Below are 14728 nucleotides of genomic sequence, written 5' to 3' on the forward strand. Positions count from 1 at the left end.
CCCTATTCTGTCCCCTCGCTCCCGAACAGGGCGAGGGCGGTGCTCACCAGGCCGATATGGCTGAACGCCTGCGGGAAGTTGCCGAGCTGGCGGCCGGCGAGCGGGTCGTACTCCTCGGCGAGGAGGCCCACGTCGTTGGCCAGCGCCACCAGGCGCTCGAACAGCTCGTACGCCTCCTGCGTACGGCCCGTCAGATGCAGTGCCTCCGCGAGCCAGAACGAGCAGGCCACGAACGTGCCCTCATCGCCCGGGAGTCCGTCGACCTCGTTCTCCTCGAGGCTGTAGCGGCGCAGGAAACCGCTGTGGCCGAGCTCGTCGCGGACCGCGTCGACCGTGCCGATCACCCGGGGGTCGTCGGGCGGCAGGAAGCCGACGCGGGGGATGAGCAGCAGTGAGGCGTCCAGCTCGCTTGAACCGTAGGACTGCGTGAAGGTGTTCCGCCCGGGGTCGTAGCCGCGCTCGCACACCTCCTGGTGCACCTCGTCCCGCATGGCGCGCCAGCCGTTCAGGTCGCCGCCGAGCTTCGGGTCGGCCTCCAGGGCGCGTACGGCGCGGTCGGCGGCCACCCAGGCCATCACCTTCGAGTACACGAAGTGCCGGCGCGGGCCGCGCACCTCCCAGATCCCCTCGTCCGGCTGCCGCCACGCCGTGCGCAGGAACTCCATCAGCGCAACCTGGACCCGCCACATGTGCGGCTTCATGGGCATGCCCGAACTCCGGGCCAGCGACAGCGAGTCGATGACCTCGCCGTACACGTCCAGCTGCAACTGGTTGACGGCGTCGTTGCCGACCCGGACCGGGCTCGAGCGGGCGAAGCCGGGCAGCCACGGGATCTCGTACTCGGTCAGCCTGCGCTCGCCGGAGAGGCCGTACATGATCTGCAGGTCCGCCGGATCGCCCGCGACCGCGCGCAGCAGCCAGTCGCGCCAGGCCTCGGCCTCCTCGTGGTAGCCGGCCGCCAGCAGCGCGCCGAGCGTGAGGGTGGAGTCGCGCAGCCAGCAGTAGCGGTAGTCCCAGTTGCGGACGCCGCCCAGCTCCTCGGGCAGCGAGGTGGTGGGGGCGGCCACGATGCCGCCGGTCGGTTCGTAGGTGAGGGCCTTGAGGGTGATCAGGGAGCGCATGACGATGTCCCGGTGCGGGCCGTCGTAGCGGCAGCGCGCCGACCACGCCTGCCAGTCCTCGACACTGGTGCGCAGCGCCTCGAAGGGATCGCAGAGCGCCGGGCGCGGCCGGTGCGAGGGATGCCAGGTCAGGACGAAGGCGACCTTCTCGCCCTCGGCGACCGTGAACTCCGAGTGCGTGCGGAAGTCCTTGCCCCAGGTGTGCACGGGCGGCTCGCTGCGCAGCCACACCGCGTCCGGTCCCGCGACCGCCACCCGATGGCCGTCCGCCCGGCGCATCCACGGCACGACAAGCCCGTAGTCGAAGCGCAGCCGGAGCAGGCCGCGCATCTCCACCCGGCCGCTCAGCCCTTCGACGATGCGTACGAGATCGGGGGCGCCCTCGCGCTGCGGCATCAGGTCGGTCACCCGGACCGAGCCCTCGGCCGTGTCCCACTCGGTGTCGAGCACCAGGGTGTCGGGCCGGTAGGCGCGGCGGGTGCAGTCGCCCGCCCCCTTGGGCGCGATCCGCCAGTGGCCGTGCTCGTCGCCGCCGAGGAGCGCGGCGAAGCAGGCCGCGGAGTCGAACCTTGGCAGACACAGCCAGTCGACGGAGCCGTTCCGTCCTACCAGGGCGGCGGTCTGTTCGTCCCCGATGAGCGCGTAGTCCTCGATGCGTCGTTGCACGGTGGACGGGTTCCCGAGCGGGAGGCCGGTCAATCGGGCCGCCAGAGTGGCGTGGACGCAGGCCCCCGGGCTTCGTGGACCGGGCTCTGGTGCTAGACGGGTGCCGGAGCCGTCTCCGGCGTCTCCCGCGCCGCCGCTGCCTCCGCACGGTCACGGCGTTCGCGGCGGACCAGGATCACCCAGCCCACGGGGACGCCCGAGGAGAAGAGCCACCACTGGACCGCGTACGCCATGTGCGGACCGATGTCGTTGTGTTCGGGGGCGGGGATCAGCTCGGGGATGTCGCCCTTGGGCTCCGGGGCGGTCTGCTCGATGTAGCCGCCGAGGACCTGCTTGCCGAGCCGCTTCGACTCCTGCTCGCTGTTGATCAGCATGACCATGCGGTCGGGCAGGCCCTGGACGTTTTTGATGCCGCTGTCGGCGGTCGTCTCGTCGGGCATCAGCCGTCCGGTGACGGTGATCTCACCCGTCGCGGGCGCCGGGATCTTCGGGAACTCGCTCTGCGCGCCGTCCGCCGCGATCCAGCCCCGGTTGACCACGAGGACCCGGCCGTCGTCCAGGACGAACGGGGTCAGGACGTGGTAGCCGACCTCACCGTCGGAGTTGGTGCGGCGGCGTACGACCTCCTCGTGCGCGGTGTCGAAGTGGCCCTTCGCGGTCACCCGGCGGTAGAGGTCGTCGTGCGTGACGGTCTGCCCCGGCGCGGTGAGCGACTCGGCGGGCACCGGCGTGGCGCCGAGGGAGTTGGCGATCACCGTGTTGAGCGCCACCTTGTGCTCATGGCGGTGCAGCTGCCAGAAGCCCAGCTTGATCATCGTGGGGATGAGCGCGAGGGCCAGGAGGGTGAGAATCACCCACTGCCGGGACAACAGGAAGCGGTACACCCCACGACCGTACAACTCGGTCGTGGGGCGTATTGAGGGGGGTACGCGTCGAAGCGGGCGCGGGGCCCGGCTCCCGGGGGAGGCTCAGACCTTGTCGATGATCCCCACCTTCCCCTCCGCGCGGGCGCAGTGCCCGCCGCAGAACCAGTGACCCTCGACCTCGACCCCCTGGCCGATGATCTGGACGCGACAGTGCTCGCAGATGGGGGCCATCCGGTGGATCGCGCAGGAGAAACAGTCGAAGACGTGCACCGCGCCCTGCGCGTGCACCTCGAACGTCATGCCGTAGTCATTGCCACATACTTCACATCTCGCCATGCGCCACAGGGTGGGGCGCCGACGCGGCGCGGGCGAGCGGACGCCGGGCGAGTCGCCCCGCAATCACCCGTCTGACGCCCAGGCCGGTCAGGCCCCGACGCCCCCGTCGGTGAGGATCGTCATGCCGGCTCCACATCCCGCAGCAGCTGCCCGAACGCCGCCTCGTCGATCACCGGCGTCCCGAACTGCCTGGCCTTGACCACCTTCGACGTACTGGAGTCCGGGTCGTTCGTGACGAGCAGGCTGGTGAGCCGGGACAGGCTCGTCGCGACATGCAGCCCGGCCTCGACGGCTCGGTCCTCCAGCAGTTCGCGGTCGACGGAGGTGTCCCCGGAGAACGCGATCCGCATGCCCTGCTTGAGTGGTTTGTCCTCTTCGTAACGGCCTGGGTTGGGGTAGGGGCAGGCGGGGCGCTTGCGTGAGGGCCGCCAACTCCCGGACGGGTAACCGCCGGACTGCTGCCGCCCGATCGACGGGGCGGAGGACCACTCCGTGAGCGGCCGGCATTCGAGGAGGGGCAGCCGGACGCCGCGGTGCGCGGCGGCCCGCAGGCTCGGCCGGAACGCCTCGGCCAGCACGCGCGCGTCGTCCAGCGCGTGGTGCGCCCGCTGCTGTACGACGCCGAAGTGCGCGGCGAGCGACGCCAGCTTGTGGTTGGGCAGCGGCAGTCCCAGCTCCTTGGAGAGCGCGATGGTGCACAAACGCTGCCGTACCGGCGCCTCACGCTCCGCGCGCGCGTACTCCCGCGCGATCATCGACCAGTCGAAGACCGCGTTGTGCGCGACGAGCACGCGGTCCGCGAGCCGGGCGGCGAACTCCTCGGCGATCTCCTGGAAGAGCGGAGCGCCTTCGAGTACGTCGCTCGTCAGGCCGTGGATCCACACCGGGCCCGGATCCCGCTCCGGGTTGACCATCGTGTACCAGTGGTCCTCGACCTCACCGCGCGCGTCCAGCCGGTAGACGGCCGCCGAGATTATCCGGTCGTCCCGGGCCAGGCCTGTGGTCTCCACGTCGACGACCGCGTATCCCTGTGGATACGCGGCCGGCCAGGAGGCTGGGGACGCTGCGGTCGTCAGGTCTTCGAGCATGGTCACTGAGAATACGGGGCGCGACTGACAGTCCCGTCCCCGACTCCGCACTCTTCGGAGTACCCGTCAGAAGCCCACGGCGCCGACCGCCCGGTGCCCGCCGCGTCGGCAGCCCCGGCGGGAGTTGCACAGGTTTCTGCCGGGTCCCCTCGTGCGGGTTGGGGCGAAGCCCGAAGCGCATGGCTATGGACCTTTGGCCCGCCTGGTGCGAACGTGCTGCGCGCCCAGTGGACGACGGCCTGCGAAGGGCGGTACGAGACATGGCACGAGTGAGGTACGGCGCACGGACCGAGGCGGAGATCGCCGCCGCGCGCACAGCGAGCTCCAAGCTCCCCGACATCTGGTCGACCGGTGTGGTCGCCGTCTGGGAGAGCGACCCGGACGCGGTCGCGGCGGTCCTGCCGCCCCCGCTCAAACCCACCGGGCGGCCCCTGGTGCGGGTCAACATCAGCAAGGTCGACCTGCCCGGATACCCGCTCGGTGCGGGCTCGTTCGCCGTCGCCGCCGCGCACGACGGCGTCGAGGGCTGGTACCCGCTCGTCATGCCGATGACCCATGAACGGGCCCTCATCGGCGGGCGCGAGGTCTTCGGGGAGCCCAAGAAGCTCGGCGAGGTGACCGTCGAGCGCGAGGGTCTCGTCGTACGTGCCTCACTGGCCCGGCACGGCATCGCGTTCGTAGAGGTACGCGGCGCCGTCAGCGGTGACCTGCCGCTGCCCGAGCCCGGCCAGAAGACCGACTTCTACTTCAAGTTCCTTCCCGCGGTGGACGGTTCGGGCTTCGACGCCGAGCCGGTCCTCGTGCACTGCGTGCGCAACGAGAAGGTGCGCAAGCTGGAGCGCGTGACCGGGGACGTCGTGCTGCGCGAGTCGATGTACGACCCGGTCGCCGACCTCCCCGTACGGCGGCTGGTCGAGATCACCCTCGGCGAGAAGACCACCGACCAGCGGGGCAAGGTCGTCGAACGCGTCAGCGCCCAGGCCCTGTTGCCGTACATCCATCAGCGCTACGACGATCCCCAGCAGATCCTCGACGGGCCGCCCGAGGGGAGCGCCTGATGGATCTGCGGGAAGGGCAGGTCGCTGTCGTCACCGGCGCGGCGAGCGGGATCGGGCTCGCGATGGCACGGCGGTTCGCGGCCGACGGGCTGAAGGTGGTCCTCGCGGACGTCGAGGAGGGGGCTCTGGAGAAGGCCGCTTCCGGGCTGCGGGAGGACGGGGCCGAGGTGCACGCGCGCGTGGTGGACGTCGGGGAGCGCTCGGAGGTCCTGGCGCTCGCCGAGGACGCGTACGAGACGTACGGCGCGGTGCACGTGCTGTGCAACAACGCCGGTGTCGGCTCCGGGGCCGAGGGCCGGATGTGGGAGCACGACCCGAACGACTGGAAGTGGGCGTTCGCCGTCAACGTGTGGGGCGTCTTCCACGGCATCCAGGCGTTCGTGCCGCGGATGATCGCCTCGGGGGAGCCGGGTCATGTCGTCAACACCTCGTCGGGCGACGGCGGGATCGCCCCGCTGCCCACCGCCTCCGTGTACGCCGTCACCAAGGCGGCCGTCGTGACGATGACCGAGTCGCTGTACGCGCACCTCAGGGCGGAGCACGCGCGCGTGGGTGCCTCCGTGCTCTTCCCCGGGCCCCACATGCTGCGTACGGGCCTGTGGGAGTCGCACCGCAACCGGCCCTCGCGCTACGCGAAGGAGCGGCCCAGGAAGACCCCGTACCGCAGCCTCGGTCAGTGGGAGGCAGCGATGAAGGAGGCGGGTCAGGAGGTGCGGTTCACGCCGGTCGAGCAGGTCGCCGACCTGGTGGCGGACGGCATCCGTGCCGACCGGTTCTGGCTGCTGCCCGAGAGCGAGCACAGCGACGCGCAGATCCGGGCGAGGTCGCAATCGATGCTGGACCGGGCCGATCCGGCGTACCTGGAGAACTTCATTCTGGATTGAGGGAGTCGTGATGACGGACCCGCAGGACCCGTACCTGATCATCTCCTCCGACTGCCACGCGGGCCTCCCCACCGAGGAGTACCGGCCCTATCTGGACGCCCGCTTCCACCGGGCCTTCGACGAGTTCCTCGCGGGGCGTGACGCGCGCCGCGAGGAGATGACGCGGCTCGGCATCCGGAACGAGGCGTTCGCGAACAAGTGGTTCCAGGACAACGAGGAAGGCCTGAAGGGCGGTTGGGACAGCGCGCAGCGGCTCAAGGAGCTCGACGGCGACGGGGTGGCCGCCGAGGTGGTCTTCCCCGACGCGGACGCAGTGGACAGCCAGACGGCCGCACCCTTCGGCGTGGGCCTCGGTCTCTCCGGCGACCAGGACCCGGAGCTGGGCATGGCGGGCGCGCAGGCGCACAACCGCTGGCTCGCGGAGTTCGTGGCGCAGAACCCCGAACGGCACTGCGGGGTGGCCCTGTTGCCCATCACCGGTGACGTCGAGCGGGTCGTGGGTGAGGTGTACCGCGCGAAGGAGTCGGGGCTCGGCGCCCTGATGATCCCCTCCATGTGGGTCGACAAGGCGCCGTACCACGACCGCCGTTACGACCCGGTGTGGGCGGCGGCGGCCGAGTGCGGGATGCCGGTGGTGACCCACTCCGGGGCGGCGCCGCGCCATGAGTACGGCGACCATCTGGGCATCTATGTGAGCGAGGTGACCTGGTGGCCCGCCCGGCCGCTGTGGTTCCTGCTCTGGGCGGGGGTCTTCGAGCGCCATCCCGGCCTCAAGTTCGGGGTAGCGGAGTCGGGTTGCTGGTGGCTGCCGAACCTCCTGTGGTTCATGGACCGCCTCTACCTGGGCGCGCACGGGGGCAAGAAGCTGTCGCCCTTCGCGGAGATGAAGCGGCCCCCGCACGAGTATCTGGACCGTCAGGTCTTCATCTGCGCGACGAACACCAAGCGCCGTGAACTGGCCCAGCGCTACGAGATCGGCGTCGACAACATCCTCTGGGGCAGCGATTTCCCGCACCCCGAAGGCACCTGGCCCGACACGCGCGCGTGGCTGTCGAAAACCTTCCACGACATACCGGTCGAGGAGACCCGCCGCATGCTCGGTCTCGCGGCGGCGGAGGTCTTCGGCTTCGACGTCGAACGGCTGACCCCGCTCGCCCGGCGCATCGGTCCGACCCCCGCCGAACTCGGCCAGTCCGAGGACCAGTCGGCCGTCGAGGCGTCCTGGGCGCGTTCGCGCGAGGTGGGCCGCCACTGGCTCACCGACCACGACTTCCCGAGTCTGGGGGTGACCCCGTGAACGATCGCTACACCGTCGTCTCGGCCGACTGCCATGCGGGCGCCGATCTCCTCGACTACCGGCCCTACTTGGCCAAGGAACACCACGAGGACTTCGACGACTGGGCGGCCACCTACGTCAACCCGTACGAGGACCTGCTCGCCGACACGGCCGACAGGAACTGGAACTCCCAGCGGCGCCTGGCGGAGCTGGAGGCGGACGGGATCGTCGCGGAGGTCGTCTTCCCGAACACGATCCCGCCGTTCTTCCCGTCGGCCTCCCTGATGGCGCCCGCGCCGACGGCGGAGGAGTTCGAGCGGCGGTGGGCAGGGCTGCGGGCCCACAACCGCTGGCTCGCGGACTTCTGCGCCGCCGCGCCCGGCCGCCGCGCGGGTGTCTTCCAGATCCTCCTGAACGACGTGGACGAGGCGGTGAAGGAGATCCGGTGGGCCGCCGGCGCGGGGCTCAAGGGCGGGCTGCTGCTGCCCGGCACACCCCCGGGCTCGGGTCTACCCGAGCTCTACTCGTCGACGTACGACCCGATCTGGGCGGTGTGCGCGGAGCTGGGTGTGCCCGTGAACCACCACGCGGGCTCGGCCTCGCCGCCACTGGGGGACGAGCCGGCCGCGCGGGCGGTCTTCATGGTGGAGACGACCTGGTTCTCGCACCGGGCGCTGTGGCACCTGGTGTTCGGGGGCGCGTTCCGCCGTCACCCGGAGCTGCGGCTCGTCCTGACCGAGCAGGGCTCCGGCTGGATTCCGGGCGTGCTCGACATGCTCGACTACTACCACGGCCGGCTGGTGGCAGCGGCGACGAGGTCGTCCACCGCGGAGTCCAAGTTCGGTGCGGGCCTGGCCGCTTCGATGGGCAAGGGGCCCTCGCAGGTCTGGCGCGACAACTGCTGGGTCGGCGCGAGCTTCATGCGCCCCCACGAGGTGCCGCTGCGCGACCGCATCGGCCTCGACAAGATCATGTGGGGGAGCGACTACCCGCACGACGAGGGCACCTACCCCTACTCCCGGGAGGGCCTGCGGATCGCGTACGCGGGTCTGCCGCAGGAGGAGATCGCGGCGATGGTGGGCGGCAACGCGGCCCGCGTGTACGGCTTCGACCTCGGACTCCTCGACCCGATCGCGGCGAAGGTGGGACCGACCGTGGAGGAGCTGGCGGAGCCGCTGGGGGAGCCGCCGGCGGACGCGACGAGCCCGGTGTTCGCGAAGGGAGGGTCGGTGCGGGTGTGGTGACGGGTCGATACGTCACCGGTGGCGCCCGGGGTGCGATCCTCCCCGTGTGACGCAACCTACGCACGACGAGGCCCACGGCGGCAGCCTCGGTTCACGGCTCAACTGGCTGCGGGCCGCCGTCCTGGGCGCCAACGACGGCATCATCTCCACCGCGGGCATCGTCGTCGGCGTGGCCGGCGCCACCAGCGACAGCCAGACGCTGCTCACGGCGGGGCTCGCGGGCCTGCTGGCCGGGTCCATGTCGATGGCGGCGGGCGAGTACGTGTCGGTGTCCACACAGCGGGACTCCGAGAAGGCCGCGCTGGAGCTGGAGAAACGGGAGCTTCGGGAACAGCCGGAGGCCGAACTCGAGGAACTGACCGGACTCCTGGAGGAGCGGGGCCTGACCCGGGACGTGGCCCGCGAGGCGGCCGAGCAGCTCACCGAGCGGGACGCGTTTAGGGCCCACGCGCGCGTGGAGCTCGGCATCGACCCCGACGACCTCACCAACCCGTGGAACGCGGCCTGGGCGAGCTTCCTGTCGTTCACGGTCGGCGCGCTCCTGCCGTTGCTCGCGATCGTCCTCCCGCCGAGCGACTGGCGCGTGCCCGTCACCGTGGTGTCGGTCCTCGCCGCCCTGGTCGTCACCGGGTGGGCGAGCGCGGGCCTTGGGGCGGCGGACCCGCGGCGGGCGGTGCTGCGGAACGTGGTCGGGGGCGGGCTGGCGATGGCGGTGACGTACGCGGCGGGGGTCTTGCTGGGGTGAATCCGGCCGGGGCCCTCGCGCAGAGCCCCGGCCATTGGCGGAGATCACCAAGAAGTAAGCGCGTACCGCCGGTAATACTTGTCGGTAACAACCCCTAGCCGGGGCTCACCAGCGGTCCTACGGTTCACCCATGCCGAACCTGCCCGATGTCGTGCTGTGGTCGATACCCGCCTTCCTGCTGCTCACCGTGATCGAGATGGTGAGCGTCAGGATCCATCCCGACGAGGATGCCGCGGGGTACGAGGCGAAGGACGCCGCTACGAGCGTCGGCATGGGACTTGGCTCTCTCGCCTTCGACTTCCTGTGGAAGATCCCGATCGTCGCCCTGTACACGGCGATCTACGAACTGACGCCCCTGAGCGTGCCCGTCCTGTGGTGGACCGTCCCGCTGATGCTGCTCGGGCAGGACTTCTTCTACTACTGGTCGCACCGCGGGCATCACGTCATCCGCATCCTCTGGGCCTGCCACGTCGTGCACCACTCCAGCCGGAAGTTCAACCTCACCACCGCCCTGCGCCAGCCCTGGACGACCTGGACCGTCTGGCCCTTCTACGTCCCGCTCATCGCCCTCGGCGTGCATCCGGCGGCGCTCGCGTTCTGCTCGTCCGCGAACCTCGTGTACCAGTTCTGGATCCACACCGAGCGCATCGACAAGCTGCCCCGGGCCGTCGAGTTCGTCTTCAACACGCCCTCCCACCACCGCGTCCACCACGCCTCCCAAGGCGGCTATCTGGACCGCAACTTCGGGGGCATCCTCATCGTCTGGGACCGCCTCTTCGGGTCGTTCACCGAGGAGACCGAGCGGCCCGTCTACGGGCTCACCAAGAACATCTCCACGTACAACCCCCTGCGCGTCGCCACCCACGAGTACGCCGCCATCGCCAGGGACCTGAAGGCGGCGGGCAGTTGGCGCGAGCGGGCAGGGCGGGTCTTCCGCGGGCCCGGCTGGCAGCCCGCGCAGACGGCCGCTCCGAAGACGCCGGTCACGGAGCCCGTCGCGTGAACCCACGCCTCGCGCGCGTGCTCCTCGTCTCCTTCGGTGCGGCGGCCGCCGCGGACCTCGTCTCCCTGGCCGCGGACTTCGACCCCGGGCACACGCTTGCCAAGCCTCTCCTGATGCCCCTCCTCGCCGCCCATGCGGCCGCACGCGGCGGACCCCGGCTGCTCATCGCCGCGCTGCTCTTCGGCTGGGGCGGCGACACCCTGCTCCTCCTCGACGCCGAACCCGCCTTCCTCGCGGGGATGGCGTCCTTCGCGGCGGGTCACGTCTGTTACCTCGCGCTCTTCAAGAGCGCTCCACGCGCGCGTGGAGCATGGCTCGCCGGCGCGTACGGCATCGCCCTCGTCGCCACCGTCACCCTGCTGTGGCCCGGTCTGCCCGCCGAACTGCGCCTCCCCGTCGCCGGATACAGCCTGCTGCTGACCGCGATGGCGTACGGCGCGACCCGGCTGGGGCCCGTGGCGGGCGTCGGCGGCGCCCTCTTCATGCTCTCCGACACGCTCATCGCGACCGGGGTCGCCGACTGGCCGCAGCTCCCCAGGCCGGACTTCTGGATCATGCTCACGTACGTCGCCGCCCAGTTCCTGCTGGTCGATGGCGTGCTGGGCACCCTCGGCGCGCGTTCGGCGCCGAGGGCGGCGTACGGTGGGATGCGCTCAACCACCCCCTGAGCGCATCCCACCGTCGCCCCGCACGAGAAGGACCCTCGCCATGCGCGCCACCACCATCCACGCCCCGTACGACATGCGCGTGGAGGACGTTCCCGAGCCCGTGGTGCAGCTGCCCACCGACGCGGTCGTGCGGGTGCTGCGGTCCTGCATCTGCGGCAGCGACCTGTGGGCGTACCGCGGCGAGGCGGCGCGGCAGCCGGGGCAGCGGATCGGGCACGAGTTCCTCGGCATCGTCGAGGAGACCGGCTCCGAGGTGACCGGCGTCAGGCGCGGCGACCTGGTCGTGGCCCCCTTCATGTGGTCCGACGGAGTGTGCGACTACTGCCGCGAAGGGCTCACCACGTCCTGCGAGCACGGCGGCTTCTGGGGTGCCGTCGGGCACGACGGCGGGCAGGGCGAGGCCGTCCGCGTTCCCTACGCCGACGGCACCCTCGTACAACTGCCCAAGGACGCGGCCTCGGACGACCACCTGCTGTCGGCTCTGCTCACGCTGTCCGACGTGATGGGCACGGGGCACCACGCGGCGCTCGGCGCGGGGGTCCGGAAGGGCTCCACCGTCGCCGTCGTCGGGGACGGCGCCGTCGGGCTGTGCGCCGTGCTGGCCGCCAAGCGGCTCGGCGCCGAGCGGATCATCGCGCTCGGCCGCCACCAGGCGCGCACCGACATCGCGCGCCTCTTCGGAGCCACTGACATCGTCGCCGAGCGCGGCGACGCGGCCGTCGAGGCCGTCCGGGAGCTGACCCGGGGCCAGGGCGCGCACTGTGTCGTCGAGGCGGTCGGAACCGAGCAGTCCATGAAGACGGCCTTGAACATCGCCCGCGACGGCGGCGCCATCGGCTTCGTCGGGGTTCCGCACGGCAGTGGTACGGGGCTGGATCTGGGCGTGATGTTCGACCGGAACGTCGCCCTGCGCGGCGGGGTCGCGCCGGTGCGCGCGTACATCCCGGAGCTGCTGCCCGACATCCTCGACGGGACCATCGACCCGTCGCCCGTCTTCGACCGGACGGTCGGCATCGAGGACGTGCCCGAGGGCTACAAGGCGATGGACGAGCGCACGGCTCTCAAGGTGCTCGTCACCAACTGACGCCGTTCGTCGGGCAAGGTGCTGGTCACTGACTGACGCCGTCCTTCAGGCTCACCACCGGATCGGCACCGGCAGCGCTGTCAGCACGCCCGAGACCACGACGACCACGCCCAGTGCCAGCACCTCCGCGCGCGCGGGGGAGCAGGCGCTGAGCGGGTCCGTGGCCCGGCGCAGCCGCAGGCGTGCCCACAGGGCCAGGACGGCCACGGCGACCACCAGGAGCAACTTGGCGAGCAGCGTGCGCCCGTACGCCGTCGTCGTCAGCTGGTCCAGGACCGTCCCCGGCGGCATCCGGCGCAGCGCGCTCCAGGTGCCCGTCGCGGTGAGCGCCGCGAACAGGACGGCCGCCACGCGCGCGTAGAGGCCGAGCAGCGCGACCCCCGTCTCCGTAGGACCCGATTTTCGCAACTCCCGCAGCATCCGCAGGACGTACAGCAGACCGCCCACCCACAGCGACGCGCAGATCAGGTGTACGAGCGTCAGGCCGGAGCCGACCAGCGGGCTGTCCTCCGTCGGGGGGTGGGCGCGCAGCGCCTCCGCGACGGCCACCGCGGCCAGCGGCCACACCTGGAGGGCGGGGCGGCGGTAGAAGGCGCAGAGGCCGGCCACTCCGAAGGCGTTGACCTCCAGGAGCGCGAGCTTGCCCTCCCGGGTCTGGTAGAGCCCGCCGACGTCCATGTCGGAGAGGTGATGGGGCAGCAGATTCCCGGTGGCCACTACCGAGGCCAGCCCGAGCGCGGCCACGAAACCGGCGGCCGCGGCGAACGGCGCCCAGCTGCGCGGCGCATCACCCAGGGGCGCACCCACGCGGCGGGCCAGCCGGGCCGCGAACAGCTCGCCCACGGGGACGCACAGCGCCGCGAACAGCACCGCGCGCAGCAGGGCGATGCCGCCGGCGCCGGGGGGCGCGGCCTCTCCGGTGCCGTCCAGCGCGGCGCGCGGGCCGAGCAGCGGGATCAGGGCCGCCACCGCCACCAGGGCGAGCACGGCGACGGCCCGGCCGGTGGCATGGCGCCGGGCCGGCTCGGGTCCGTCGGCCACCTCGGCGGTCGGTCTTGTCAACGTCACCTCAAGATCTTCACCAGTCGTCACAGATCCGGGCAAGTGCAGTGAAACAACTGGCGGAACGGCATTCCGCCCATGGGTACGTCTCCGTCGGCCGGGCGACTCAGGCCCAGATCCGGGATCAGGCCCAGGCCCGGGCCCGGGATCAGGCCCAGCGGGCCGAGTCCGCCCCCAGAGGAACCGGCGGCCGTGCCCAGTCGTCCGGTCCGCCCGCGAAGGACACCGGCGGCCGGGCGTACCGCAGCCTCCCCAGCCCGCTGTCCCTCTCGGTGAGCCAGGCGTCCGCCTCGTACGGGGCATCCGCGGCCCCCTCACCCGAGTCGTCGAGCCCGCCCACCAGCCACGCCGCCGTCTGCGCAAGGGCCAGCCGTACGAGCCGGGTCCCGCCCTGCTCCGACTGCTCGGTGAGCGAACGCAGCACCGCGGCGGCCAGCAGATACCCCGTGCCGTGGTCGAGGGCCTGCGCGGGCAGTGCACCGGGCCGCTCCACCGATCCCTCCGTCTCCGCGATCCCGGTCGCGACCTGCACCAGACTGTCGAAGCCGCGCCGCTCCGCCCATGGCCCGTACCCGCCCCACGCCGACAGCTGCGCCACCACCAGGCCGGGGTGCCGCTCGGCCAGCGCCTCCGGCGTGAGCCCGAACCGGTCCAGGGCGCCGGGCCGGTAGCCGGTGACGACGACGTCGGCCCCGGCGAGCAGCGCCTCGAAGGACTCCCGGTCGCCGGCGTGGCCGAGATCGAGGGAGGCGGACCGCTTGCCGAAGCCCGTGTCGGCGTGCTGGTCGGGGAGTTCGGGCAGCCGCGGCGAGTCCACGCGCAGGACGTCGGCGCCGAGCAGGGCGAGCGTACGGGTCGCGACCGGGCCCGCGATGACCCGTGTGAGGTCCAGGACGCGTACGCCCGCCGCGGGCAGCAGCGGGTCACCGGCGAGCGGCGCGAGCGCGCGTACCGGCGCGTCGCCGACCCGCTCCCGGCTCAGCAGCGGCCTGCGCGCCACCGCCGCGCCCTGCTCGTGCGCCGCCCACTCCTTCGCCGTACGCAGGGCGACGGCGAGGCCCCCGGCCGCGCACACCGTGTCCTCCACCTCCACGGCGGACCGCTCGGCGAGGCGACCGGCGACGGTGTCCACCGACGCGTCCCCGGGCAGCCCGAGCGCGCTCAGCAACCGCGCCCGGTGATGCGGATAGTTCGCGTGCGTCCGCACCCAGCCGTCCGCGGCGCGCCAGAACCGGGACAGCGGCGCGAAGTTCACCGGCGCCCGCCCGTCGACCAGCAGATGGCGTTCACTCACGAACGCCGTGGCGACGGCACCGTCGTCGACCCGCACCTCGGGCACGTCCGGCAGCCCGGCCCGCCGCGCGCCCAGCTCGGCGCCCGCCAGCGCGCAGGCCCCGACACAGGCCCGCGCCAACTCCCGTACGGGCAGCCGCGCTTCCAGTACCCCACCCCGTACGACGTTCGATATCCGCGAGACCAGGGCGGCATCGCCACCCAGCGCCGACCAGACGAACTCGGTGTCCTCAGCAGTCATAGAGGCACTATGCCGGGTGTACTGAATCAACATGTCGACCCGGGGTGACAGGGGAAGCATGCCGGGGCGGAATTCCGTGAGTGGGGAACAGGC

At 71.8% G+C, this 14728-nt stretch carries 14 protein-coding genes; 8 read left to right on the top strand and 6 right to left on the bottom strand.

Annotated elements, in window-relative coordinates; translation table 11 throughout:
• Positions 1-2: 2 nt before the first annotated feature.
• From OG266_RS34900 to OG266_RS34915, 4 genes are all read right to left on the bottom strand, one after another.
• Positions 3-1787, bottom strand: a complete 1785-nt coding sequence (locus OG266_RS34900; protein WP_371550596.1) for a glycoside hydrolase family 15 protein — start codon at positions 1785-1787, stop codon at positions 3-5.
• A gap of 92 nt (positions 1788-1879) precedes the next feature.
• A complete protein-coding gene (locus OG266_RS34905; protein WP_266466270.1) occupies positions 1880-2671 on the bottom strand; it encodes an SURF1 family protein in 792 nt (263 codons plus the stop codon).
• A gap of 84 nt (positions 2672-2755) precedes the next feature.
• Positions 2756-2989, bottom strand: coding sequence for a hypothetical protein (locus OG266_RS34910; protein WP_266466275.1), 234 nt, complete (start codon positions 2987-2989; stop codon positions 2756-2758).
• 119 nt (positions 2990-3108) lie between these two features.
• A complete protein-coding gene (locus OG266_RS34915; RefSeq protein WP_371550598.1) occupies positions 3109-4077 on the bottom strand; it encodes a DEDDh family exonuclease in 969 nt (322 codons plus the stop codon).
• A gap of 260 nt (positions 4078-4337) precedes the next feature.
• On the opposite strand from OG266_RS34915, the gene OG266_RS34920 reads away from it, so the two are divergent.
• The 8 genes from OG266_RS34920 to OG266_RS34955 all read left to right on the top strand — a co-directional run bounded on the left by OG266_RS34920 (position 4338) and on the right by OG266_RS34955 (position 12039).
• The gene (locus tag OG266_RS34920) at positions 4338-5135 is read left to right on the top strand and encodes an acetoacetate decarboxylase family protein (protein WP_371550600.1); all 798 of its coding nucleotides are present in this window, start codon (positions 4338-4340) and stop codon (positions 5133-5135) included.
• A complete protein-coding gene (locus tag OG266_RS34925; protein ID WP_371550602.1) occupies positions 5135-6019 on the top strand; it encodes an SDR family NAD(P)-dependent oxidoreductase in 885 nt (294 codons plus the stop codon). Before OG266_RS34920 ends, OG266_RS34925 begins: the two co-directional genes overlap by 1 nt.
• Positions 6020-6029: 10 nt before the next feature.
• Entirely contained in the window at positions 6030-7316 is a 1287-nt protein-coding gene (locus tag OG266_RS34930; protein ID WP_371550604.1) for an amidohydrolase family protein, read from the top strand.
• Positions 7313-8539 carry an amidohydrolase family protein gene (locus OG266_RS34935; RefSeq protein ID WP_371550606.1) on the top strand — a complete coding sequence of 409 codons (1227 nt, stop codon included), beginning with the start codon at positions 7313-7315 and terminating at the stop codon, positions 8537-8539. Before OG266_RS34930 ends, OG266_RS34935 begins: the two co-directional genes overlap by 4 nt.
• 46 nt (positions 8540-8585) lie before the next feature.
• On the top strand, positions 8586-9284 hold the full coding sequence (locus OG266_RS34940; protein WP_371550607.1) for a VIT family protein: 699 nt from the start codon (positions 8586-8588) through the stop codon (positions 9282-9284).
• A 130-nt stretch (positions 9285-9414) separates the two neighbouring features.
• Entirely contained in the window at positions 9415-10287 is an 873-nt protein-coding gene (locus OG266_RS34945; RefSeq protein ID WP_371550609.1) for a sterol desaturase family protein, read from the top strand.
• Positions 10284-10955, top strand: a complete 672-nt coding sequence (locus OG266_RS34950; RefSeq protein ID WP_371550611.1) for a lysoplasmalogenase — start codon at positions 10284-10286, stop codon at positions 10953-10955. Before OG266_RS34945 ends, OG266_RS34950 begins: the two co-directional genes overlap by 4 nt.
• 40 nt (positions 10956-10995) lie before the next feature.
• Positions 10996-12039 (top strand): zinc-dependent alcohol dehydrogenase family protein, encoded by a 1044-nt coding sequence (locus OG266_RS34955; protein WP_266466304.1) that lies wholly within the window; start codon positions 10996-10998, stop codon positions 12037-12039.
• A gap of 51 nt (positions 12040-12090) precedes the next feature.
• On the opposite strand, the gene OG266_RS34960 is transcribed toward OG266_RS34955, so the two are convergent.
• The gene (locus OG266_RS34960) at positions 12091-13107 is read right to left on the bottom strand and encodes a CopD family protein (protein ID WP_371550613.1); all 1017 of its coding nucleotides are present in this window, start codon (positions 13105-13107) and stop codon (positions 12091-12093) included.
• 142 nt (positions 13108-13249) lie between these two features.
• A complete protein-coding gene (locus OG266_RS34965; protein WP_371550615.1) occupies positions 13250-14635 on the bottom strand; it encodes a CoA transferase in 1386 nt (461 codons plus the stop codon).
• Positions 14636-14728: the final 93 nt, after the last annotated feature.

Origin of the sequence: Streptomyces sp. NBC_00554 (assembly GCF_041431135.1) — a bacterium.
GTDB lineage: Bacteria > Actinomycetota > Actinomycetes > Streptomycetales > Streptomycetaceae > Streptomyces.